Source organism: Deinococcus actinosclerus, assembly GCF_001507665.1.
Taxonomy (GTDB): domain Bacteria; phylum Deinococcota; class Deinococci; order Deinococcales; family Deinococcaceae; genus Deinococcus; species Deinococcus actinosclerus.
The window spans coordinates 938,791-961,631 of record NZ_CP013910.1; the positions used below are offsets into that span (position 1 = coordinate 938,791).

Annotated in this window: 24 protein-coding genes and 2 tRNA genes; 14 read left to right on the top strand and 12 right to left on the bottom strand. The window is 70.1% G+C overall.

Annotated elements, in window-relative coordinates; genetic code table 11:
• The first annotated feature begins 43 nt into the window (after positions 1-43).
• Complete coding sequence (locus AUC44_RS04525; RefSeq protein WP_062157580.1) at positions 44-1,225, top strand: glycosyltransferase; 1,182 nt, start codon at positions 44-46, stop codon at positions 1,223-1,225.
• Here AUC44_RS04525 and AUC44_RS04530 read toward each other — a convergent pair.
• Positions 1,185-1,859: a glycosyltransferase family 2 protein gene (locus AUC44_RS04530; RefSeq protein ID WP_062157581.1), complete on the bottom strand. Its 675-nt coding sequence runs from the start codon at positions 1,857-1,859 to the stop codon at positions 1,185-1,187. The genes AUC44_RS04525 and AUC44_RS04530 overlap by 41 nt on opposite strands.
• Positions 1,860-1,912: 53 nt before the next feature.
• On the opposite strand from AUC44_RS04530, the gene AUC44_RS04535 reads away from it, so the two are divergent.
• Complete coding sequence (locus AUC44_RS04535) at positions 1,913-3,115, top strand: MFS transporter (RefSeq protein ID WP_231724528.1); 1,203 nt, start codon at positions 1,913-1,915, stop codon at positions 3,113-3,115.
• Entirely contained in the window at positions 3,099-3,815 is a 717-nt protein-coding gene (locus AUC44_RS04540) for a polysaccharide deacetylase family protein (RefSeq protein ID WP_062157582.1), read from the top strand. Before AUC44_RS04535 ends, AUC44_RS04540 begins: the two co-directional genes overlap by 17 nt.
• A 4-nt stretch (positions 3,816-3,819) precedes the next feature.
• On the opposite strand, the gene recR is transcribed toward AUC44_RS04540, so the two are convergent.
• The 6 genes from recR to AUC44_RS04570 form a co-directional block, all read right to left on the bottom strand.
• Positions 3,820-4,425, bottom strand: a complete 606-nt coding sequence (gene recR, locus AUC44_RS04545) for a recombination mediator RecR (protein ID WP_062157583.1) — start codon at positions 4,423-4,425, stop codon at positions 3,820-3,822.
• Between the two features lie 123 nt (positions 4,426-4,548).
• A complete protein-coding gene (locus AUC44_RS04550; RefSeq protein ID WP_062157584.1) occupies positions 4,549-4,839 on the bottom strand; it encodes a YbaB/EbfC family nucleoid-associated protein in 291 nt (96 codons plus the stop codon).
• Between the two features lie 130 nt (positions 4,840-4,969).
• The gene (locus AUC44_RS04555; protein WP_062157585.1) at positions 4,970-5,455 is read right to left on the bottom strand and encodes a peroxiredoxin; all 486 of its coding nucleotides are present in this window, start codon (positions 5,453-5,455) and stop codon (positions 4,970-4,972) included.
• A gap of 73 nt (positions 5,456-5,528) precedes the next feature.
• Complete coding sequence (locus AUC44_RS04560; RefSeq protein ID WP_062157586.1) at positions 5,529-5,744, bottom strand: hypothetical protein; 216 nt, start codon at positions 5,742-5,744, stop codon at positions 5,529-5,531.
• Positions 5,745-5,866: 122 nt separating this feature from the next.
• Positions 5,867-6,544, bottom strand: a complete 678-nt coding sequence (locus AUC44_RS04565) for an NUDIX hydrolase (RefSeq protein WP_062157587.1) — start codon at positions 6,542-6,544, stop codon at positions 5,867-5,869.
• Between the two features lie 125 nt (positions 6,545-6,669).
• Positions 6,670-8,673, bottom strand: a complete 2,004-nt coding sequence (locus tag AUC44_RS04570; RefSeq protein WP_062157588.1) for an amylo-alpha-1,6-glucosidase — start codon at positions 8,671-8,673, stop codon at positions 6,670-6,672.
• Positions 8,674-8,794: 121 nt separating this feature from the next.
• Between AUC44_RS04570 and infC the strand changes: the two genes are divergently transcribed.
• Together infC and AUC44_RS04580 are read left to right on the top strand one after the other, a co-directional pair.
• On the top strand, positions 8,795-9,427 hold the full coding sequence (gene infC, locus AUC44_RS04575) for a translation initiation factor IF-3 (RefSeq protein WP_062159681.1): 633 nt from the start codon (positions 8,795-8,797) through the stop codon (positions 9,425-9,427).
• Between the two features lie 144 nt (positions 9,428-9,571).
• Positions 9,572-9,817 carry a glutaredoxin domain-containing protein gene (locus AUC44_RS04580; RefSeq protein WP_062157589.1) on the top strand — a complete coding sequence of 82 codons (246 nt, stop codon included), beginning with the start codon at positions 9,572-9,574 and terminating at the stop codon, positions 9,815-9,817.
• A 104-nt stretch (positions 9,818-9,921) separates the two neighbouring features.
• Here AUC44_RS04580 and AUC44_RS04585 read toward each other — a convergent pair whose 3' ends face one another.
• Complete coding sequence (locus tag AUC44_RS04585; protein ID WP_231724529.1) at positions 9,922-10,923, bottom strand: metallophosphoesterase; 1,002 nt, start codon at positions 10,921-10,923, stop codon at positions 9,922-9,924.
• 52 nt (positions 10,924-10,975) lie between these two features.
• On the opposite strand from AUC44_RS04585, the gene AUC44_RS04590 reads away from it, so the two are divergent.
• From AUC44_RS04590 to thrS, 5 genes are all read left to right on the top strand, one after another.
• Positions 10,976-11,422, top strand: coding sequence for a DUF805 domain-containing protein (locus tag AUC44_RS04590; RefSeq protein WP_062157590.1), 447 nt, complete (start codon positions 10,976-10,978; stop codon positions 11,420-11,422).
• A 75-nt stretch (positions 11,423-11,497) separates the two neighbouring features.
• The gene (locus AUC44_RS04595) at positions 11,498-11,902 is read left to right on the top strand and encodes a DUF805 domain-containing protein (RefSeq protein ID WP_062157591.1); all 405 of its coding nucleotides are present in this window, start codon (positions 11,498-11,500) and stop codon (positions 11,900-11,902) included.
• 162 nt (positions 11,903-12,064) lie between these two features.
• Positions 12,065-12,502, top strand: coding sequence for a GNAT family N-acetyltransferase (locus AUC44_RS04600; protein ID WP_231724530.1), 438 nt, complete (start codon positions 12,065-12,067; stop codon positions 12,500-12,502).
• Positions 12,499-13,050, top strand: coding sequence for a GNAT family N-acetyltransferase (locus tag AUC44_RS04605; RefSeq protein WP_062157592.1), 552 nt, complete (start codon positions 12,499-12,501; stop codon positions 13,048-13,050). Before AUC44_RS04600 ends, AUC44_RS04605 begins: the two co-directional genes overlap by 4 nt.
• A gap of 281 nt (positions 13,051-13,331) precedes the next feature.
• Positions 13,332-15,281: a threonine--tRNA ligase gene (gene thrS, locus AUC44_RS04610; RefSeq protein WP_062157593.1), complete on the top strand. Its 1,950-nt coding sequence runs from the start codon at positions 13,332-13,334 to the stop codon at positions 15,279-15,281.
• 178 nt (positions 15,282-15,459) lie between these two features.
• On the opposite strand, the gene AUC44_RS04615 is transcribed toward thrS, so the two are convergent.
• Genes AUC44_RS04615 through AUC44_RS04625 form a run of 3 tightly spaced genes read right to left on the bottom strand, consistent with a single transcriptional unit; the run spans position 15,460 to position 18,101 of the window.
• The gene (locus AUC44_RS04615; RefSeq protein ID WP_062157594.1) at positions 15,460-16,680 is read right to left on the bottom strand and encodes a permease prefix domain 1-containing protein; all 1,221 of its coding nucleotides are present in this window, start codon (positions 16,678-16,680) and stop codon (positions 15,460-15,462) included.
• On the bottom strand, positions 16,677-17,018 hold the full coding sequence (locus tag AUC44_RS04620) for a PadR family transcriptional regulator (RefSeq protein ID WP_062157595.1): 342 nt from the start codon (positions 17,016-17,018) through the stop codon (positions 16,677-16,679). The genes AUC44_RS04615 and AUC44_RS04620 overlap by 4 nt, the downstream gene beginning before the upstream one ends.
• A gap of 60 nt (positions 17,019-17,078) precedes the next feature.
• Entirely contained in the window at positions 17,079-18,101 is a 1,023-nt protein-coding gene (locus tag AUC44_RS04625; RefSeq protein WP_231724531.1) for a DsbA family protein, read from the bottom strand.
• A gap of 141 nt (positions 18,102-18,242) precedes the next feature.
• Here AUC44_RS04625 and AUC44_RS04630 point away from each other — a divergent pair.
• The 4 genes from AUC44_RS04630 to AUC44_RS04645 all read left to right on the top strand — a co-directional run bounded on the left by AUC44_RS04630 (position 18,243) and on the right by AUC44_RS04645 (position 20,002).
• Positions 18,243-18,316: transfer RNA gene (locus AUC44_RS04630), tRNA-Cys, on the top strand.
• A 19-nt stretch (positions 18,317-18,335) separates the two neighbouring features.
• Positions 18,336-18,410: transfer RNA gene (locus AUC44_RS04635), tRNA-Val, on the top strand.
• Positions 18,411-18,552: 142 nt separating this feature from the next.
• Positions 18,553-18,858 carry a hypothetical protein gene (locus AUC44_RS04640; protein WP_062157596.1) on the top strand — a complete coding sequence of 102 codons (306 nt, stop codon included), beginning with the start codon at positions 18,553-18,555 and terminating at the stop codon, positions 18,856-18,858.
• A gap of 115 nt (positions 18,859-18,973) precedes the next feature.
• Entirely contained in the window at positions 18,974-20,002 is a 1,029-nt protein-coding gene (locus AUC44_RS04645) for a PIN/TRAM domain-containing protein (protein WP_062157597.1), read from the top strand.
• Between the two features lie 69 nt (positions 20,003-20,071).
• Here the strand turns inward: AUC44_RS04645 and AUC44_RS04650 are convergent, their stop codons facing one another.
• A complete protein-coding gene (locus AUC44_RS04650) occupies positions 20,072-22,807 on the bottom strand; it encodes an AAA family ATPase (protein WP_062157598.1) in 2,736 nt (911 codons plus the stop codon).
• Between the last annotated feature and the right edge of the window lie 34 nt (positions 22,808-22,841).

Below are 22,841 nucleotides of genomic sequence, written 5' to 3' on the forward strand. Positions count from 1 at the left end.
TTCCCCGGGGCGGCGTCACCCACCCCCTGAACGGCGGCGACGCATGAGGCCACTGCGGATCGGGCTGTTCACCGACACCTTCCTGCCCGACCAGAACGGCATCGTGACCAGTGTCGGTCTGCTCAGCGACGAATTGCGCGCCCAGGGCCATCACGTGGACGTGGTCGCCCCTGATTTCCCCGAGCACGTCGATACCCGCGCGGACGTCATGCGGGTCGAGAGCGTGCGGTACATGTTCCTGCCCACCTACCGGCTGGCGTGGCCCACCCGCCGGGACTTCACGCACCGCTACGACGTGATCCACACCCACACGCCGCTGACCCTGGGCCTGTCGGGCGCGCGGCTGGCCCGCAAGTGGGACGTGCCGCACGTCGCCACGTACCACACGCACATCGAGGCGTACACCCACTACGTGCCGGGCGTGACGGCCCTGCAGCGGCACACCGGGCTCGTGACCCGCGTCATGGGGCTGCACTACGGCCGCGCCGACGCCGTCATCACGCCCACGGCCGGCATGATGGACGTCCTGAACGCCATGAAGGTGCGTAACCCCGTCGTGATTCCCACCAGCATCGACCCGCGCGTCCTGCACGCCGCGCCCGCCGTCGAGAACCCCTGGCCGGCCGGGAAACGCCGCCTGCTCAGCGTGGGCCGCCTCGCCCGTGAGAAGCGCTTCGATCACGTGCTCGACACCCTGGCCGGACTGCCCGACGCGCATCTGGTCATCCTGGGCGAGGGCCCCGAACGCGACCATCTGGAAGCGCACGCCGCCCGGATCGGCGTGGCGGACCGCGTGACGTTCCTGGGCGTGCGCCCCTGGACCGAGATCGGCGCGTACTACCGCCTCGCGGAACTGTTCGTGTTCGCCAGCGACACCGAGACGCAGGGCCTCGTGCTGCAGGAGGCGCAGCTCATGGGCGTGCCCGTCGTGGCCGTCGGCGCGCGCGGCACCCTCAGCGGCGTGGCGCACGAACGCAGCGGCTACCTCGTGACGCCCGGCGACGTGAACGCCCTGATCCGCCACAGCCATGACCTCCTGACCGACCCGGCCCTCTGGGCGCGGCTGTCAGCAGGGGCGCGCAGCTTCGGGGCGGGCACCACGCCGCAGGGCGTCGCGCAGCAGGTGCTGGACGTCTACCGGCACGTGCTGGGTATGCCGCGCACGGTCACGTTTCCCGACGACGTCAGCGGTCATCCCCGAAGTACCCTCGCGTATGACCAGTGATATTCCGCACGTGCTGCCACAGGAACGGCAGCACGCCCTTGTCCAGACGCCGGGCGCTCGTCTCTACCAGCGCGCGGCGCACGTACGCGATCTCCCCGGTACGGGCCAGTTCCTCGCCCAGGATCACGTCCTCGTAGGCCTCGACCTGCGGGTAGCCGCCCACCAGCAGCGCCGCCTCTCGCGAGAAGGCCATGTTCGCCCCGGCCAGGTTCGGGCGGCCGATCAGGCGCGCCACGTGCAGGAACGCGCTGTAACTCGCGCCCGACGCCAGCGCCCAGTGACGCGGCACGCCCGAGAAGCGCATCGGGCCGTACAGGGCCGTGCGACCCGGCGCGGCCTCGTTCAGTACCTCCAGCCAGTGGGGTGCAGGCAGCGAATCCGCGTCGGTGCTGGCCACCCAGTCGGTCTGCACGGCTTCCAGGCCCATCTGGCGGGCGCGGGCCACGCCGCGCGCCTCGCAGCGCAGCACGCGGGCTCCTGCGGCGCGGGCGATCTCCATGGTCGCGTCGCGGCTGCCGTTGTCCACCACGATCACCTCGCTGGGCGGGCGGGTCTGCCGTTCCAGCGCGCGCAGCGTCAGGGGCAGGTACTTCGCCTCGTTGCGGGCGGGAATGACAACCGTGAACTCGGGCACCTTCACACCCTAGCAGGCCGGCACCGGGCCGCGCACCGGCCAGGGAGCGGCGCGTGATCACCCGCCGCTCCCTGACCGACCGCCTGCCGCTGCGTCCCGAGACCATCGGGCCACTGCTGGCGGCCATGGTGACCCTGGCCACCGCCGAGGTGGTGCGCAGCGGCGTGTACGGCGGGTACCTGACCCAGGCCGTCGACACCCACTTCGGGCTGCCGCTGGCGCTGGGCGGACTGGCCTACACCGTGCATTTCGCGACCGACACGGTCATGCGCGGCCCGGCTGGCGTGGCCATCAGCCGTTACGGGCTGCGCACGACGATGCTCGGTGGGGCGCTGCTCAGCGTGCTGGCCATCACGCTGTTCATGGTGGCGCACACAAGCTGGCTGTTCCTGCTGGCCGCCGCGCTGCACGGCGTGGGATTCGCCGTGATGTGGCCCGGCACCATGAACTTCGCGGCGGATGCCGCCCGGGACGGATACCACGGCCGCGCCCTGACGCTCGTCGGCACGGCCATCACGCCCTTTTCCGGCCTGGGTTTCCTGCTGTTCGGGGCGCTGGCCAAACGGGACGACAACGTGCCCCTGCTGGTCGCCCTGGCGCTGCTGACCCTGGGCACCCTGCTGGCGCTGCTGGTGCCTGCCCGCCGCGTCCTGCAGCGCCGCGAGGAGACCGAGGAGCCGCCGCGCGCCCGTTCCGTCACGCGCGCGCTCGTCCCGCTCCTGCCGGCGGCCTTCATGCAGACCATGACCATGTCGCTGCTGGGGCCCCTGCTGTTCCGCATCGCGCCGGATCTGGGCCTGAACTACTGGGGGCTCGTGGCGCTGCTGGTGGTCGGGGGCGGGGTCGCGTACGGCAGCATGCCGCTGACGGGCCGCTTCGCCGACCGGGGGCGCGCGCGCCTGGGCGTGATGATCGGCTACGGCCTGCTCAGCCTGGGCTTCCTGGGCTTCGCGACCACGCCCGCCCCGTGGGCGCTGTACCTGCTGGCGGCGCTGGCCGGCCTGGGCTACGCGTTCCTGACCCCGGCGTGGGCGGCGCTCGTGACCCACGTCCTGCCGGCCGAGCAGCGGCCCGCCGCCTGGGGCGTGCTGATGACCGTGGAGAACGGCGGCATGGCGCTGGGCCCGCTGATCGGCACGTTCGCGCTGGGGCAGATGGGCGTCCCCGGACCCTTCGTGGTCGGGGCCGTGCTGGCGGCGGTGACCGCGGGCGGGTACGCCGCATTCGGCCGGGCCTTCCGTGGCGCGGCGACGTAACCCGCTCGGCGGGATCGCCCTGCTCCTCGCCCCGGCGCTGCTGGCCGAGGTGCTGGGCCGCGCCGCCGGGTGGGGCGCCCTGGGGCATGGGCCCCGTGACCGCTGGCGGGTCGCGGTGACCTTCGACGACGGTCCCAGCGAGCGTACCCCGGAGCTGCTCAGGGTGCTGGCGCGGTACCGGGCGCGCGGGACGTTCTTCGTGACCCGGCCCGCCGCGCAGGCCCACCCGGACCTGCTGGACGCCATCGAGGCCGCCGGGCACACCCTGGACGCGCACGGCATCTGGCACCGCACGGCCCTGACCCTGGCCCCCTGGCAGGAGTGGGCGCAGGTGGCGTGGCACCCCCGTCCCGCCCGTCCGGGCCCTCACCTGTACCGCCCGCCGTACGGGGGGCACAGCCCCCTGACCCGCGCCTTCGCGCGCCTGTCGGGCCGGCAGGTGGCGCTGTGGGACACCGAGGGCCGCGACTGGACGGGCGAGGACGCCGCCACGCTGGCCGCGCAGACCCTGGCGCGCGTGCGGCCCGGCAGCGTGATCCTCCTGCATGACGGTCCCGCCGTGACCCCCGCGCTGCTCGGCGCCCTGCTGGCCGGCCTGGGTGAACGCGGCCTGGAGGTCGTGCCCATGCATGAACTGCCCGCGCGGCGCATCACGCTGCGCGAGGGGTGGACGCGACTGCGTGCCAGCTACGGCGCCTGACCGCTCAGCCCTGCGGTTTGCTGACGCGCTGGCGGCCGGCCAGCGCGCGCCCCAGCGTCACCTCGTCCGCGTATTCCAGCGCCCCGCCCACCGGCAGGCCGTACGCGATGCGGCTCACGACCGCGCCCAGGGGTTCGAGCAGCCGCTGGAGGTACAGCGCGGTCGCGTCGCCCTCCACGGTCGTGCCGGTCGCCAGGATGATCTCCTGGCCCTCCTGCACGCGCGGCAGCAGCGGGCGGATGTGCAGCTTGTCGGGCCCCACCCCGTTCATGGGACTCAGCACGCCGTGCAGCACGTGGTACAGGCCGCGGTACTCGCCGCTGCGCTCGATGGCGATCACGTCCCCGGGTTCCTCCACGACGCAGATCACGCCCTGGTCGCGGCTGGGGTCGCTGCACACGTCGCAGCGCTCGGCGTCCGTGATGTTGAAGCACACCGGGCAGGTATGCAGGTCACGCTTGGCTTCCAGCAGCGCGCGCGACAGGCGCTCGATGTCCTCCCGCGGCTGCTCGAACAGGTGGAACGCCAGCCGCTGCGCGCTTTTGGGCCCAATCCCGGGCAGGCGCGACAGCTCACGGATGAGCGCCACCAACGATGGAGGGTACTTCACTCGGACTCCTTCACCACCACCGGCCCACGCGGCGCGGACCGGACAGAACGGGACAGACGGGGCGTGTCACACGGGCGCGGCCACCCACTGCCCACCGGCAGGGGTGGCCGCCGCCGCGGGAACTCAGCAGCCGGGGATGCCCAGGCCGCGCGTCGCGTCCTGCTGCAGGGCGTCGGCCTTGGCGCCCGCGTCCTGAAGGGCGACCAGGATCAGGTCCTCCAGCGCCTCGACGTCGTCGGCGTCCACCGCTTCGGGCTTGATCTTCAGGGCCGTGACCTTCCCGTGCCCGTTCATCGTGACCGTCACCAGACCGCTGGCGCTGCCCTCGACCGACTTGGCCGCCAGATCCTCCTGAATTTTGGTGGCCGCCATCTGGGCCTGCTGCATCTGCTTCATCAGCTTCTTCATGTCCATGCGCCTGTCTCCTTTCACGGTGCGGGGAGGCTTCACGCGGCCTGCGCGGCCGGGCCTCCCACCTGAAGCGTCAGTGTAGCGCGGCGACCGACGCGGGGACTGCGCCGCCCGTCACGAGCCCGGCGCGCGTTCAGACCAGCAGCTGCCGGGACTCGCCGCCCATGAGGTCCCGCACGCTCTCCAGAACGTTCAGGGCGTCCTGACCGGCGTCCACCTGTGTCCAGTGACGCCGCACCACGCCGGACGGATCGATCAGGAACGTCTCGCGGCGCGGCCGGCGCACCTGCTCGCCCGGCCACGGCTCGTCCAGCAGGCCGAACTGCCGGCTGATCCGCTGCTGCCCGTCGTCGAGCAGAGGGTAGTCCAGCTGGCAGATCCCCCGGAAGGCCAGCTGCTCCTGCCGGGGATCGCCGTTGATGCCGACCACATCCACGTTCAGGGCCTGGAAGTCTGCCAGGCGCGCCTGGTACTGCCGGGCCTGCAACTGACAGTGCGAGGTGGCGGTCTTGGGGAAGAAGAACAGGACTCGCCAGCGCCCGGGGGTCGGGACGTAGGCGCGGCCGTTGTCCTGCGTGGCTTCCAGGAAGGGGATGTGATCGCCGGTGGACAGGGTCATGGTGGCAGTCTAGGCAGTGGCGGCGCTGAGGATGTTGGGCCGCCTCTCAAGGCCCGTTCAGGCTCACCGGTGGTTACAACCACCCAAACACGAGGGCGGCCGTCACCCCGGCGAGGATCAGAGCGGCGGCGCCCACCGCGCGGCCCGCGCCCAGCAGGCCCAGCGTGGCGGACACCAGGAACGCCAGGACGCTCAGGACGCTGGGCGCCCGGCTGAAACCGTCGCCACCCAGCGCGGCGCTCAGGAGGAACAGGAGAAGGCCAGCCAGCAGCAGGACACCGGGCGTCATGCCCCGCAGTTCAGCATGTCCCGTCGTGTCGTGGTGCCGCAGGTGCCGCACAGAGGGGCCGGTGCGGGGTGGGGGGAGTCAGGTCACCGGGCCGCGCGCGTCCGCCCCGGCGCCGCCGCGGCCTACAGGGCGGGGGTGCGGGTGCCCTTGGCGCGGCGGTACAGCTGCGCGGGGCGGCCCACGCCGCTGCGCCGCTCGCCGCTGGGGGTCAGGCTGCCCTGCGCGAGCAGCCGCTTGCGGAAGTTCCGTTTATCCAGTTTGCGGTTCAGGATCGCCTCGTACACGCCCTGCAACTCGGGCAGGGTGAAGGTGTCGGGCAGGAATTCCAGCGCGAGGTTCGCGTACTCCAGCCGCAGTTGCAGCCGGCCCAGCGCGCGGTCCAGGATCGCCTGATGGTCGAAGGCCAGCCTCGGCGTGCGGTGCGCGGGCATCCACTCGGCGCCCAGGGTGTGCCCGCCGCCGCTGACGCTGACCGTGCCGTGCGGCAGCACCGCCAGGTGCGCCACGCTGACGATCCGGCCGCGCGGGTCGCGGTTGATCTCCCCGAAGGTGAAGAACTGCTCGAGGTGGCGGGGTTCGAGTTCCACGCTGGTCTCGGTGCGCAGTTCGCGCAGGGCCGCCTCGTGCAGTTCCTCGCCGGGGTGGACGAAGCCGCCGGGCAGCGCCCAGTCGCGCGCGTGGGGCAGTTCGCCGCGCTGCACGAGCAGGACGTGCAGTTCAGTAGCGTGCATGGCGAACGCGGCGACGTCCACGGCCAGGCCGACCTGCGTGGCGCCGCGGGGCAGCGCGAGGTCGGTCACGCGCGCTCCGGGTGGGCGCAGGTCGGGCGGGTCGCGGTCATGCGGTGATGCTAGGGTTTGTGTCCCTGGTACGTCAAGGGGAATTGTGTCCTGCCCGCGCGGAATTTCGCACGCGCAGGCGGCGCTTACGCGGGGCTTTGCGTTCCCGCCGCCTGCGCCTCGGCGCGGCTGACGAGCACGTGCGCGCGCAGCAGTTCCGCCACGCTCCACGCCTGGAAGGGGCACCCGCCCGGGCGCAGGCTGTCGCCGGCGAACACCTCCGAGACGTGCCCCAGCCCCGCCTCCAGGACGTGCCCGCTCAGGCCACGCAGCGCCGCCCGCGCCCGTCCGACCTCGCCCTGCGCCAGCAGCAGTTCCACGAACGCCGTCAGCGGCCACGGCCACACGGTGCCCTGGTGGTACGCCGCGTCGCGCTGCACCTGCGCGCCCCCGTAATTGCCCCGGTAGCGCCCGTCCAGCGGCGACAGCGTGTGCAGCCCGACGGGAGAGAGGAGTTCCGATTCCAGCTGCGCGGTCGTCGCCGCGACCAGCGCGGGGCTGGTGGGCGTGTCCGGCAGGGCCAGCGCGATCGCCACGTTCGGGCGGACGCTGCGGTCCGGCGTGCCGTCCGCCGCCAGGGTGTCCACGTAGGCGCCCTGCCAGAACGCCGCGAAGCTGGCCTGCGCGCGCGCCAGGGTGGCCGCGAACCGCGTCTCCTCGCCCAGCGCCGCCGAGAGCCGCGACTCGGCCCCCAGCGCCGCCAGCCACAGGCCCTGCACCTCGACCGGCTTGCCGTGGCGGGGCGTGACGACCCAGCCCTCGATCTTCACGTCCATCCAGGTGAGTTGCACGCCCGCCTCGCCGGCCAGCAGCAGCCCGTCCGCCGGGTCCATGCGGATGCCGTGATCGGTGCCGCGCACGTGCCAGTCCAGCAGGTCGCGCAGCTGTGGCAGGGCCTCGCGCGCGAACGCGGCGTCCCCGGTGACGGTCACGTACCGTTCCAGCGCCACCGCCAGCCATAGCGCGCCGTCCACGGTGTTGTACCCGGCGCCCTGCCCGTCATCGTGGAAATTGTTGGGCGTCAGGCCCCGGCGCAGGCTGCGCAGGAACGTGCCCAGGAGGTCGCGCGCCTCGGCGTGCCGGCCGGTCAGCAGGGTCAGGCCGGTCAGGGCGATCATCGAGTCGCGGCCCCAGTCCGCGAACCACGGGTACCCGGCGATGACCGTCACGCCCTGCGGCTGCGTCCGCCGCACCAGGTAGGCGTCCGCCGCGACGGCCAGCGTGGCGACCAGCTCGTCCGGCACGCCCGTCGTGTCCTGCGCCCGCACCGCCAGTTCGCGGCGGCGCGCGGCCTCGTCGGCGTACGCTGCCCAGGGGTCGAGGATCAGGGCCTGCGCCACGTCCGGCGTGACCGCCTGCACCACCAGCGCCGCGCGGCCCCCGCCCGCCGGGAAGCTCAGCTCCCACAGCGGCGTGCCCAGGGTGTATTCGGTGTCCGGCTCGCCGCGCGCCAGATCGTGCCGGTAGTGCACCCGCTGCGCCAGCGGCCGGGGGTCCAGGGGGTCGATCACGGCGCCCGGTGCGTGCACCTGCACCCGCGTCTGCGCCTCGCCCTGCACGGTCACCTCGCGGCCCGCCGCGTGGAAGGTCAGTCCGGGCACCCGCTCGTGCACGGCGTGCATGTCGCGGTCCGCGAAGAAGCCCCCCAGCCGCAGCGCCACCGGGTCACGGCTCAGGACGTCGTACAGGAACACCACCGCGCCCGACCCGCGCGGCATGAACGCCCGGCGGCGCACCCGCACGCCCGCGAACAGCTGCTCCCGTTCGGGCAGCAGGTCCAGGAGCGACGCCCCCGTCAGGTGCCGCAGTCCCTCCCCCTCGAACGTGTCCGGGGCGATTTCCAGGGCGTGCAGGGTGGTCTCGCGCACGCCGTCCGGGCCGGGGACGCGCAGCACCTCCTGCGGCGAGACCAGATGCGTGCGCCGCTGCACCGGCGGCTGCTGGCTGGCCACCAGCCCCGAGTAGCAGCGGGTCGGCACGCCCGACAGGCTGCTCAGGGCAAAGCCGCCCAGACCGTCGGTAAGGAGCACCTCCAGGTCCGCGTTGCGGGCGGTCAGGGAACCGAAGGGAAAGGTGACAGGCGCACTCATGCGCGCCAGCATGGCACGAAGGCGCCGCATGGAACGCGCGTGGTAGACTGAGGGGTACCGTCCGCCCCGTGGGGTGGGCGCAGCCGCCCGGGAAGCCAGCGTGCCCCGGAGCGCGGCGGAGGTGATGAACATAGCGAAAGAACACAAGGTCAACGAGCAGATCCGCGTGCGCCAGATCCGACTGATCGGCGCCGAAGGCGAGCAGGTGGGCATCATTGACACTCGCGACGCCATGAACATGGCCCGTGAGGCCGGGATGGACCTCGTCATGGTCAGCCCGCAGGCTGTGCCCCCCGTCTGCCGCCTGCTCGACTATGGCCGGTTCCGCTACGAGCAGCAGCAGAACGAGAAGGAAAACCGCAAGCGCGCCCGCGCCCAGGAAGTCAAGGCGATCAAGTTCCGCGTGAAGATCGACGACCACGACTTCAACACCAAGACCGGGCACGTGCGCCGTTTCCTGGAAGAAGGCCACAAGGTCAAGGTCACCATCATGTTCCGTGGCCGCGAACGCACCCACCCGGAACTCGGCGAGCGCATCCTGGTGCGCGTCGCGGAGTCCCTGGCGGACATCGGTGCGCCCGAAGGCACCCCGAGCATGATGGGCATGGACATGAACATGATCATGACCCCCCGCGCCGAGAAGCCTGCCAAGAAGGACCGCGCCGCCGAGGACGCCCCCAGCGCCCCGGACACCAGCGCGCCCGTGGCCGCCGAGCCCGCGCCCAGCGAGGCCGTGGCGAACGCCAACGCGTAATCCCGGTCCTGTGACAGCCCGTCCCACCTGGGGCGGGCTGTCCTGTTGCCGCCGGGAGGCCCGCGTTTGTGGACACGCCCACCCTCCTGGATGCTTTAAATAGTAAACTGACCTGCGTGGGCGACGCCCACCCGGAGGAACCCCATGATCAAGATGTACACCACCAGCTGGTGCCCCGACTGCCACGCCGCCAAACGCGCCCTGACCAGCAAGGGCCTCGCCTTTGAGGAAATCAACATCGAGCAGGACGACAGCGCCGCCGAATACGTCATGAGCGTCAACGGCGGCAAACGCAGCGTCCCCACCCTCGTGCACGGCGACACCGCCGCCAGCCTCAGCGGCTTCCGCCCCCAGAAACTCGACGCTTTCCTCGCGCAGGCCGGACTGTAAGAGACGTCGAAAGTCAGAAGTTGATGGTTGAGGGAGGACACCCCTCTATCAACCATCAACTTTCTCCTATCAACCCTTCTTTATCCGTGCGGCTTCGCGCCCCGTCACGGTCCCGTCGGCGGCCACCGTGTACGCCGTGATGACCAGTTCGGCGGGCGTGACGTCCAGGCGCAGGAAGCCCGGCTGACCGAACGCCGCGAAGGCCGCCGCGCGCGAGCCGGCCGGGCCGCCCCCACCTCACCCGCCGCGCCGGATACCGCCGTCCACGTGCCGGGGCATTCCGGCTGCGGCGCAAAGACCTCCAGCGCGTGCACGTGCCCGCTCAGGAGCAGGTCCGCCGCGCCACACACCGACCCGTACAGGTCCCGCACCGCGCCGCCCTGCTGGAACCCGAACGGGAAGCGGTCGTACGCGCCCGCGTTGCCGTGCGCGCCGTTGCTGAACAGCGGGTGATGCCCCAGCACCAGCCGCCAGCGCGCCCCGCTGGCCCGCACCGCGCCCGAGAGCCACGCCCGCTGCGCGCGGTCCCACGCGCCACCGGGACGCTCCGCTGGGCGCAGGCCCGGCAGGTACGCCGCCAGGGGCGCGGTGTCCACCCCGAAGAACTCCACCAGGGCCCCCACCGGCGCGCGGTAACTGCGCGCGGGCATCACCCACTGCCCGTTCAGGCGCGAATACGCCACCTGCACGTCCGCCCCCCGCGCATCGGCCCCGTCGCCGCCCACCAGCCACGACTCGTCGTGATTGCCCGGCACCACCAGGAACGGAATCCCGAGTGGCCCGTACACGTCCGCGAACCGCTCCCGGAACAGCGGCGAATTCACGGCCTTCGGCCCAGCCGGATAGACATTGTCACCCAGCGCCACGCCCAGGTCACAGCCCTCGCGCGCGCACACCTCCCGCATGGCGGCCGCCACGCGCCGCTGCACCTCGGTCCCGGTGCCCTGATCCCCCATGACCAGCACCCGCAGCCGCGCCTGCGGCAGGCCCGGCATCTCCGCCCGGACATCCGGCACCACCACCGGCCCGGTCACGGACGGCGCGCACGCCCCGAGCAGCGCCGCCACCGCCGCGCCCAGCACACCCCGCCTCACACCTGACAGCATGCCCACACTCTGCCCCTTAGACTGCTCTCACGCAACAGCTCAAGGGGGACCCATGAACGAATACCTGAACGTTATCCGCAACAACTACGCCAACTTCACCGGCCGCGCCCGCCGCCGCGAATACTGGATGTTCACCCTGATCAACTCGGTGATCCTGATCCTGCTGCAGATTCCTGTGCAGGGCGCCGTGATCGCGATGGCCGCCCAGAATGAAGCCGACACCGCCCCCAGCGCCGGGCTGACCGGCGTGACGCTGATCTTCCTGATCCTGCTCGTCGTGTACTCCCTGGCCGTGATGGTGCCCAGCATTGCCGTGACCGTCCGCCGCCTGCACGACACCGGTAAGAGCGGCTGGTGGTACCTGCTGAACCTCATCCCCCTGGGGAGCCTCGTGATTCTGGTGTTCATGGTGCTCGACAGCGAACCCGGCAGCAACAAGTGGGGGCCCAACCCCAAAGGCGTGAATGGCGGCACGCCCAGTTCCGCGCAGAACTGGTAAGCCCCGCGCGGATGAACGCCCCGGCCCGCCTCACCTGAGGCAACGGGGCGTTCATCTGTTGCTTAATCTAGACTCATGAAAGAAGTCATCGAAGCAGTGACCAAGAAATATGCTCAGTTCAGTGGCCGCGCCCGCCGCCGCGAGTTCTGGATGTTCATCTTGGTCTACAGCCTTGTCTCTCTGGCACTGACCTTCATTGAGGAAGTCGCCGGCTGGTCAACCGACGGTGGATTCACCAGCTGGGGTCCACTCTCTGGCCTGTTCACCCTGGCTATGCTGATCCCGACCCTGGCGATCTCCGTGCGCCGACTGCATGACACCGGCCGAAGTGGGTGGACTCAGCTTCTCGGATGCATTCCTTTCGTCAATCTCGTCCTGATCTATTTCCATATCCAGGAGAGCCAGTCTGGCAGCAACAGGTGGGGTCCCAACCCCAAGGGCCGCACCCAGCCCAGTCCCGCTCCCGCGCAGAACTGGTAAAGCCCGGACTGCTGACCGCCCTGCCGTCCGGTGGGGCGGTCTTCTCATGCCCGTGCATCCGCCAGTTGGCGCAGGTGCGGCCGGGGCCGGGCGGGCAGACTGGGGGGCGTGACCCTCACTGTGCGACCGCTCACCCCGTCCGACTTTCCCCAGGTTCGGCCGATGCTGCTCGATATGGGCTTCGTGGAGGACGAAGCCGAGCTGGCAGCGCGCTTTCCGGCGTTTTGCGTGCATCCGGAGTGGGTGGTACTGGGCGCCTTCCGGGACGGGGTGCTGCTGGGGTACGCGGCGGCGCAGGACTACGGGCCGCACCTTCGATCCGGGAACAGTCACCGCACGGCGAAACTTCACGACCTGTACACGGCGCCTGACGCTCGGGGTCAGGGCGTGGGCCGGACGTTGATGCGTGGTATAGAGGCGTGGGCGCAGGCGCGGGGCGCGCGGTACCTGTTCTGGTACGCCAACCTGCGGGAGGCGACGCCCGCCTATGAACGCATGGGGTACATGCCGGGCGCGGAGGTGCAGGAGGGCTACCGATTCTTCGAGGTGGACTTCAGTGAGCGAACGGCCCGCCAGCCGCACCCGGAGCGCGGCTCGTGATCCTGACCACTCACGTCACGCCCCGCGCGGACCTGACCCCGGACCTGGAGGCGCAGCTGCGGACGCTGCTGATCGCTGCCTACCCGCCCTTCGCGGACTTCTGGGCGCGCAGTTCGTACTGGGGCAGCGAACCCGAATGGCACCTGTGGCTGGCCGACCCGGCAGGCGTGCCCGCAGCGCAGCTGGGGTGCGGGCGGCGCGTGGCGGAGGTCGGCGGGCGCGAGGTGACGCTGGTGGGCGTCGGTGGGGTCGCCACGCACCCCGTGGTTCAGCGCCAGGGCGTGGGCCGCCGCCTGCTGCGTGAGCTGCATGCTTTCCTGCTCACCCAGCCGGACGTGGAGTTCGCGTTCCTCCAGTGCCGCGAGGAGGTCGTCCCGTTCTACGAGTGTGGCGGTTTCGTCCGCGTGCCCAGTCCCGCGCAGTACCTTGACCCGGACGAGGGAGAGTGGGTCATGGACACCGGGCCTACCCTGATCCTCCCGGTGCACGCGGCCCTGGCCGAGTGGCCGGCGGGGGAGACCGTGAACCTGCGTGGAACGCCCTGGTAGTGCCGGGGAGGTGGGAGGGGAGGGCCGGGTAGGCCAGGGTGCGGGTTGCCCGCCCCTGCGCGGGGCGGTATCCTGCCCACATGAAGCCTCTCGCCCGTCACTCCGGTCTGGTGATGCGTGGCGCAGGGCTGCACCGAATGCCTGCACCCGGTCTGATCACGCGAACTCTGAGCGCCTGAGAACCCCTTCAAGGTTTTCAGGCGTTCTGCTGGAACGGTGGCCAGACCGGGTTTCTCATGGTTGAACGCCTAGGCGCGCTCAGCCCACACACAGAGGTTGACATGCACGTAATCCTTCCCGACGGTAAACAACTTGAACTTCAACCCGGCGCGACCGCGCTGGACGCCGCCGCCGCCATCGGCCCGCGCCTCGCGCAGGACGCCCTGGCCGCCACCGCGAACGGAGAACTGGTCGACCTGATGACGCCCCTGCCCGACGGAGCGAACATCACCCTGATCACGAAGAAGAACCCGGCCGACGCCGCGCCGCTGTTCCGGCACTCGCTGGGCCACGTCATGAGCCAGGCGGTCGGCGAGTACTACAAAGGAAAAGGCTACGGCGCGGACGCCATCAAGCGCGGCGTGGGCCCCAGCATCGAGAACGGCTGGTACCAGGACTTCGACCTGCCCGAACCCCTCAAGGAAGAGGACCTGCCCGAGATCGAGAAGATCATGCGCGACATCATCGCGCGCGGCCTGGACTTCCAGCGGCGCGAGATCAGCCGGGCCGAGGGCCTCGCGCAGTTCCCCCACGACCCGTACAAACAGGAACTCATCGCGGGCCTGCCCGAGGACGAGCCCATCACGTTCTACACGCAGGGCGACTACACCGACCTGTGCCGCGGGCCGCACTTCCCGAACACCGGGAAGCTGCCCGGCGCGTTCAAGCTCATGAGCACGTCGGGCGCGTACTGGCGCGGCAACGAGAAGAACCCGATCCTCCAGCGCGTGTACGGCGTGGCGTTCGCCACCCAGAAGGAACTCGACGCGTACCTGCACCAGCTGGAGGAAGCCAAGCGCCGCGACCACCGCAAACTCGGCCGCGAATTGGAACTCTTCACCATCGACCCACTGGTCGGCAAGGGCCTGCCGCTGTGGCTGCCGAACGGCACGGTGCTGCGCGAGGAACTGACCAGCTTCATGAAGGAACAGCAGTTCCAGCGCGGCTACCAGGGCGTCATCACGCCCAACATCGGCAACCTCGACCTGTACCGCACGAGCGGGCACTACGAGAAGTACTCCGACGGTCAGTTCCGCCCCATCGAGGTGGACGACGAGGAGTACATGCTCAAGCCCATGAACTGCCCGCACCACGTGCGCATCTACGCCAGCAAACCCCGCTCCTACCGCGACCTGCCGGTGCGCCTCGCCGAGTTCGGCACGGTGTACCGCTACGAGCAGAGCGGCGAACTGAACGGCCTGACCCGCGTGCGCGGCTTCACGCAGGACGACGCGCACCTGTTCGTCCGCCCCGACCAGCTGAAGAAGGAATTCCTGGACGTCCTCGACCTCACGGTCCTCGTGCTGAAGACCTTCGGCATGAACGAGGTGCGCTTCCGCGTCGGCACCCGCGACCCCGAGAGCGACAAGTACGTCGGCGACGAGGCCAACTGGACCCTCGCCGAGCGGCAGATCATCGAGGCGGTCGAGGAAGTCGGCCTGCCCTACACCATCGAACCCGGCGACGCGGCCTTCTACGGTCCCAAACTCGACTTTGTCGTCAAGGACGTCCTGGGTCGCGAATGGCAGCTCGGCACCATCCAGGTGGACTACAACCTCCCCGAACGCTTCGACATCAGCTACGTCGGCGAGGACGGCCAGGACCACCGCCCCATCATGATCCACCGCGCCCCCTTCGGCAGCATCGAACGCTTCACCGGCATCCTCATTGAGCACTACGCCGGAGACTTCCCCCTGTGGCTCGCGCCCAGGCAGGTCATGATCATCCCCATCGCCGACCGCCACAACGACTACGCTTGGCAGCTGCGTGACGAACTGCATCAGGCAGGCCTGCGCGCCGAGGTCGACGATTCGTCAAACCGCATGAACGCCAAGGTCCGCACCGCCGAACTGAGCAAGATCCCCGTCATGCTCATCGTCGGCGACAAGGAACAGGAAGGCCGCGAGGTCAGCGTCCGCGAACGCACCCCCGACGGCCACAAGGAACGCAAAGGCGTCGCCTTCGACGACCTCAAAAACGAATTGCTCACGCGGTACAGGACCCGCAGCTGATCTACATTCAGAATCGGGGTGACCGTGATTAAAGGCGGTCACCCCGTTGTCAGGTATGGCTGTGGACTGGCAGATGGCTTTCTATATAGAGGTAGTGTCGGTGCCCGCGATTAGTCGCAGCGTTCCGAGCACCTCCCCGCTCCTGGCAGGGTGAGGTGCTTACGACGAATTGCTCTGCTCAGGGTGCATCAGGGGACGTTCCTGTTTTCAGGATCAGGGTGCGTTCCAGCTCTTTCACGATGCCTATGTCCGCTGCTGCATGCAGATCTCGGGGGACCTCGATCAGCATGGCGGTAGCATGTCCTGCCCTGACCTGCGTCAGGAAGTGCTCGCGGGAGTTGACGAGGTTCAGTGCTGGGGGTGCATCTCTCAGATCGAACATGGGAACGTTCAGGTGGTCTGCCTCTACCGGAACGTGCAGGGCGCGCAGGGCAGGCAGAGAAGTCCACTGCTGGTTGGAATGTTCAGGGACGAAGCTAACCACGGCGTAGAGTCCTTGAGGATCCGGCACCTTCAGTGACAGCACCGGCGTCGACTTGGGAGCGCGGGAGAAGGGAAATGCCCAGCCGTTCACCTGCACGAAGGTTGAGGGGCGCACAGGGACAGTACCGACCACTCCTGTTTTCAGGTGCTGATCTAGGAACTGCTGAAGGTAAGTCTCTATCACCTGCATGCCGAGCTGGTCGGTCAAGCGCAGGGGCTGACCTGCGACGTTCACAGTCATGTTCAGGCCGTCCCCACTGAGTTGCACCGGCCAACCCTGCTGGGCCGCGCTATTCAGGGAGCTGGGCAGGTTCAGGTAGCCCTTCTGGGTACCCGGGTGCCCATCGCGGCCGACTTCAACGGGGTGGATGGGCTGGCTGGCGTAGCCCTTCAAGGTCAAGGATTTGCGCAACAGACCGCGTACCTGAATGCCGCTGCCTTCCAGGTACCTGTTGGCGCCGTTGAGTCGAATGAGGTTGGCCTGCCGGGCGTCTTCCAGAGTCAGGGGCGCGTCAGTGTAGAGACTGATGCAGTTGGCGCGATTCAGGCAAGGGTCGACCCAGCCGCTTCCTTCCGTGAACAGTACCCGGTTGATGGTGGTGGACACGAACTCGTTGCCCTGGGCATACAGGCGGGCGGTCAGACTGATCAGCAGCGTCAGGCCTATCAGGGTGCCCAGTGTCAGCTGCCCGGCGGTCGTGAATCCCTGTTCACGGCGCAGGCTGCGGGCGACGGTGGCAGGCGCACCGAGTTCCTGCATGGCCTGCGCGCGGGCTTGCTCGGGACTGAGGCCGGTCAGGGTGAGTTGCCGGGTGCGTTCGGTGAGGTGATCGAGGAGTTCGGCCTGCGTGGCCTGGCGGGCCTGGCCGTTCAGGCCGCGGGTGGCCCTGCGGACGTAGTCCTGTTCGGGGGTCATGCGAACTCCAGGTAGGGGCGCATGGCGCTGGCGTGGGCACGCTGGGCGTCACGCTGGCGTTGCAGTTCGCTCAGGCCGGTGGGGGTGAGGTGGTAGTACTTGCGTGGTGGGCCGCCCGCGTCGCTGGGGCGCTTCTCGGCGTGGATCAGGCCGCGTTTCTCCAGGCGGTGCAGGGCGGGGTAGAGGGTGCCTTCCTTGAAGTTGAAGTGTCCGCCGGTCTTCTGCTGGACGTCCTGGATGATCCGTAGGCCGTAGAGGGGCCCGTGTTCGAGACTGGCGAGCAGCAGGAAGTCCAGTGTGCCGCGCAGCAGGTTGCCATCCGCTCCACTACTTTGCATGGCTACATAGTGGCGTATAGTAATGGCGGGTGTCCAGTGCACCCGCCGGGGAGGCTCGGCTCAGCGGAAGAGCTTCAGGCGCTCCTCGATCAGGCTGGCCGCCGAGGGTTGCGCGGTGGTCACCGCGCGGGCGCGCGCCACCTCCTGCGCGTCCGCGTAGTTCGACAGCTTCAGGCCGTTCAGGTAGACGGTGGGCGTACCCTGCACGTTGACCTTCAGGCCGGCCTGGACCTGCGCCTCCACGCTGCTCCTGAACGTCCGCTGGCCCACGCATGCCTTGAACGCCGCCGTGTCCAGCCCGGCCGCCTTGGCGTAGCCCGCGTACTTGGCGGGCGCGTCCTTCGGATCGAGTGGTGTCCAGCTCTGGTAGTTGGCGAACAGCTGATCCGCGAACGGCCAGAATTTCCCCTGCGCCAGGGCGCACTCACTCGCCTCGGCCGCCCCCTGCGCGTTCCGGTGGAACGAGAGCGGGAACTCGTAGTGCATGACGCGGTACGTGGCGCTGTCCTTGCGCCACGCCGGCATCGCCGTGTCCCACATCTGCTTGCAGTACGGGCACTGGAAGTCGCTGAACACCCGCAAGGTGACCGGCGCCGTCGCTGTCCCGGTCACGGCCTTCGTCGCCGGGAAGGCGCTGTCCGGCCAGATGTTCACGGCCACGTACGCCTGGTAGCGCGTGGCGCTGCCCTCGCCGGTGACCTTCAGGGCGATCAGGTCGGTCCCGGCGTCGTCCGTCAGATCGACGAAGCCAGCGCGGGCCGCCGTGAGCAGCTGCGGATTGCTGAGATTGCCCTTAAGTTTCGGCAGGTTCGCGGCGTCCAGCCCCCAGCCCGCGCCCACGCCGCGCGCCAGGTCGTCCAGGGACGCCGCGTCGGTCAGTACTCCCACCACGTACCCGCCGGCCGTGTCCAGGGTGATGGTGGTCGTTCCCTGCCGAGCCACGTTGCCACTGACCGCCATGCCCTTCAGGACCGGTTGCGCGAGCGTCTGGGCGGGTGTGCCGAGGAGCTGCGCGCCGGCGCTGGACACCAGCACAGAGGCGACAAGGACGGGCAGCAGACGGACGGGGCGCGGAATGCTCACGGGAGGCAGTCTAGAGGCTGACGGCCGACCGGCGGGCCGCAGGTGGCCCCCTGTTTACAGGTCAGGAAAGCCGTGCTAACATTCCTTCCGCTGGAGAGGAAGGCAGAGCCAGCCGCCCGCAAGGGACAGCAAGAGCCTCACGGCGCTGTAGCCAAGTGGTAAGGCAGAGGTCTGCAAAACCTCCACCACCGGTTCGAGTCCGGTCAGCGCCTCCAAGTACCCCATTTCAGGTCTAGAACCGTAGCTCAGGGGTAGAGCACTACCTTGACACGGTAGGGGTCAGGGGTTCAAATCCCCTCGGTTCTACCAGCAGACCTCCGCGCAAGCGGAGGTTTTTTATTGATTGTCGAGGAGTGGTCAGGACCTCTCTCTGTTACTTATGGGGTACTAACGCGCGTCACATGCTTTGAGCATCCTGACGCAAAACCGCGCGCCTAGAATGACCGACCGCATGTCAGACCTGGACTTCATTCTGATCGGCCTGATGATAGGGCCGCTGATCTACGCCGGCGTGACGCTCCGGAACTCTGGCCGGCGGCTGCATTACCGCGACCGACCGATCTTCTGGCGCCGCCTGATCCCGCTCGTGCTGCCCGCCGCCCTGGGGCTCTGGATACCGGTGCAGATGCTGCAGACTGCTGTGGCGCTGCACTGGCAGCTCATGGCCGTGATCATCGCCTGCGCCGTGGCCGGACTGGTGTGGTGGATCGACCTGGATCCCAACCGCGTGCTGTCGCGGCTCTCCCCACGCCGCTGAGCCAGCTGAATGAACAGCGGTGGTGCGGTCCGGTCCGGTCTGAGCGCAGAGGCGACAGTGGCCCCGCCGCGCCGGCAGGACACCTGAGACACCCGGACTCGATAGACTGGGGAACGTGCTCTTGATTCGTGTCGTCACCATGCTGCTGGGGCTGCTGCTGGGATTCCTGGCCGGGCGGGGGCTGGCGACCACCCAGACCGAGGAACTCGGCATGGTCAATACCCTCAGCCTCATGCTGGCTGGGATGCTCACCGCCCTGCTGCTGGCGCCCCGGGTGGAAAATGTGGGGCAGCGGGCCGCGGCGCGGTTCACCCGCTGGTACGCCCAGCTGTCGCCCCGCTCGGTGGCCGCCGCGACCTTCGGCCTGATCGTGGCGCTGCTCGTCAGCGTGCTGCTCAGCAGCCTGCTGCGGACGGTACCGTTCTACACCTGGATCTGGAATCTGGTCGTGACGGCGGTGCTGGGCGTGTTCTTCGTGTCCTTCGCGCTGCGCAACGCCGAGAGTTTCGGCCTGCTGGCCTTCCCGCAGGTGCGCCGCAAGCCGGGCAGCAAGCTGCTCGACAGCAACGTGATCATCGATGGACGCATCGTGGAGCTGCTGCGCAGCGGATTCCTGGAAGGCGAACTGGTCGTGCCGGCCTTCATCCTGCGTGAACTCCAGACCCTCTCCGATCACCACGACGCGCAGAAACGCACGCGCGGCAAACGCGGCCTCGCGGTGCTGGAGGACCTGCGCGCCCTACGGCCCCTGCGCATCGAGGACTGGGACGACCCGGCCCTGCCCACCACGGACGACAAACTCATCCGGCTGGCCCGTGAGAGCGGCGCGCGGATCGTCACGAACGACAGCAACCTCGGCAAGATCGCCCGGCTGCACGGCGTGGAGATCCTCAGCATCCACGAGGCGGCGGTGGCCCTCAAGCCCCAGGTGCAGGCCGGCGATCACCTGACTGTCACCATCAGCAAGGGCGGCCAGCAGAAGAACCAGGGCGTCGGGTACCTCGACGACGGCACCATGGTGGTGGTCGAGGACGCCATCAAGTTCCGGGGCAAGCCCACCCGCGTGGTGGTCGTGAACAACGTACAGACCAACGTGGGCCGCATGATCTTCGCCAAACTCGAGAGCGAGGAAGGCGCCGCCTGATCACCCGCGATCCGTCAGGGCGGCGAGCTGGAGGTGATCGGCTCGCCGCCCTGCGTTCATCTGCGGTGATTACAGGTCGAAGCGGTGCACGCTGCTCCCTGCCACGCTCTTGGTGACGAGAAGGCGGCTGGGGAGGCGCTCGGAGAGGCTCTCGACGTGGGTCACGACGCCCACCATGCGGCCCTGCGTGCGCAGGTTCTCCAGGGCGTTCGCGACCGCTTCCAGCGCCTGCGGGTCAAGGGTGCCGAAGCCCTCGTCGAGGAAGAGCGCGCCCAGGACGCGGTTCCCCGCGAGGTAGTCGCTCAGGGCGATCGCCAGCGACAGCGAGGCGAGGAACGTCTCGCCGCCCGAGAGGGTCTTCACGCCACGCACCTCGCCCGCGTTCCACAGGTCCTGCACGACGTACTCGCCGTCCTGGAGGGCCAGGCGGTAGCGGCCGTCGCTGATTTCAAACAGCAGGATGCCCGCGCGGGTCAGGAGCTGCGCCTCGATCTCCGCGAGGAGGAACTGCTGGAACTCGTTCGCCTTGAGGCTGTTCGTGAGGGTCTGCCAGGTGTCCAGTGCGCGCGACGCGGCCTGCGCGCGGGCGTGGATGTCCGCCTTGCGCTCCAGGCGTTCACGCAGCTGCCGTTCCTGCTCCGCGAGTCGCCCGGCCTGCTCGCGCGCGGCGGTCAGGGCGGCGTCGGTGGCGGTCAGGTCGCGGGTGACCTGCGCGAGGTGCGCCGGGTCGAAGGGGGCGGCGCCCAGCTGCCGGTCCAGATCGGCCAGCGCCGAGCGCAGCTGCGCCACGTCCGCCTCGTGGGTGCGGGCGGCGGTTTCCAGCGCGGCGATGTCGTTCTCGGGCAGGGCGGCGGCGCGGGCCTGCGCGGCGTCCAGGTTCAGGTCACGCAGGGCGGCGTCCAGGCTGGCCTGCGCCTCCTGCGCCTCCTGCGCGCGGCGCGCGGCGTTCGCCTGCACGCCCCGCAGGGTTGCCCCGGCGGCGGCGAGGTCGCCCTGCGCGCGGGCCAGGGTCGCCTGGGCGTCCTGCACGCGCGAGCGCAGGGCCGTGATCTCGGCCAGGGCCGCCTGCCGCGCGCGGGCCGGATCGGGTCCGGCGGCGCGGACGCGGGCCGCCAGTCCGGCCAGCAGCCGGGCCATGTCCGACTGCGGGTCGCCCGTCACCAGGCCTTCGGCGGCGCGCAGGTCGGTCTCGCGGGCGGTGAGCTGCTCGTCCCAGTTGCGGTACTCGGCGCGTTTCTCATCCAGCCACGCCTGCCGGGCCTTCAGCGCGGCGCGCAGGTCCGTGAAGCGCGTGCGCCGCTCGTCGAGCGTGCGGGTCAGGGCCTCCACCTGCGCCTGCTGCGCGCCCAGCTCGGCGCGTGGGGCGTCCGGAAGCGCCGTCACGGTCTGCCCGCACAGGGGGCAGTCGTCCCCGACGTGCAGGTGAGCGCGGTACGACGCCAGACCCGCCTCCAGCCGCGCGGCCTCCAGCGCGGCCTGTGCGGCCTCCAGCGCCGCCTTCGCGTCGGTGCCCTCGCGCTTCACGCGCTCCTGCTCGGCCGTTTCCTGCGTCTGAAGGCGTTCCTCGCTGGCGAAACGGTCCAGGGCGGCCTTCAGGCTGACCCGCTCGGTCTGCACGAGCACCCGCTCCTGCCGGGCCTTCTCGGCGCGTTGCGCGCCCTCACGGGCGGCGAGGAAGGCGTCCTCGTCCCAGGGGAGCGGCTGGGCGTGCGTGGCGTCCGGCTTCCCGCCCGCGCGGCGCAGCCTCGCCACGTCATTCTCGGCGTCGCGCAGGGCCTCGGCGCGGGCCTCCAGCTCCGGAATGCGGGCCTCGGCGGCCTGGGCGGCCTCCAGGGTCGCGGCGGCCCCCTGCGCGGCCTGTTCCGCCGAGTCGGCGGCAGCCTGCGCGCCCCGCAACTCGCCCGCCTCGCGCGCCGCGGCGATCCGTGCCCGCTCGGCGGCGTCCAGCAGCGGCAGCACGCCCGCCACGCGCCGCGCCCGCGCCGCCCGCGCCGCGCCCTCCTGCACGCCCTGCGCGCGGGCCTCCAGCGACGTCAGGCGCCGGGCGGTGTCCTCGCGCGCCTTCCACACCCGCTCCTGCTCGCGCAGACGCAGCTGCTGGCCGGTCAGGCGTTCGCGCTCGTCGGTCAGCCGCTCGGCGTCCGCGTCCGTCCGCTCGCGCTCGACCCGCAGTCCGGCCAGCGCCTCGGGCGTCACGCCCGCGTACTCGCCCTCCAGCACGGCGTTCAGGCTCCCGGCCTCGTGCTTGAGTTCCTTCGCCCGGTCGGACGCGACGCGCTGCATGGCCGCCACGTGATCCAGCCCCGTCAGCTCGCCCAGCAGCGCCTGCCGTTCCTTCCCGGTGCCGTGCAGCACGCGCGAGAACTCCCCCTGCGGCAGCATCACGCTGCGCGCGAAATTCCGGAAGTCCAGGCCCAGCACCCGCCGGATGCGCTCGTTGATGACCTTCATCCCACCGTCGGACAGGTTCGTCCAGCGGCCATCGTCATCCAGCCGCTCGAAGCGCACCTCGTTCTCCGCCTGCCGCCGCCCCTTCGTGCGCGACGCGCGGTACGTCACGCCGCCCACCTCGAAGGTCAGCGCCGCCGACAGGCCCCGCTCGCCCTGCGAGATCAGCGCGTCCAGCCCCGACGCGCCCAGCCGCGCCGTCTGCCCGTACAGCGCGAACGTCATCGCGTCCAGCAGACTGCTCTTCCCGCTCCCCGTCGGCCCCACCAGCGCGAACAGTTCCAGATCCCCGAAATCCAGACTCGTGAACTGCCGGAACGCCGTGAAGCCCTGAATATCGAGCTTGAGGGGCCTCATTGTTTCGCCTCCGGCTTGGTGATGGCGGATGGCA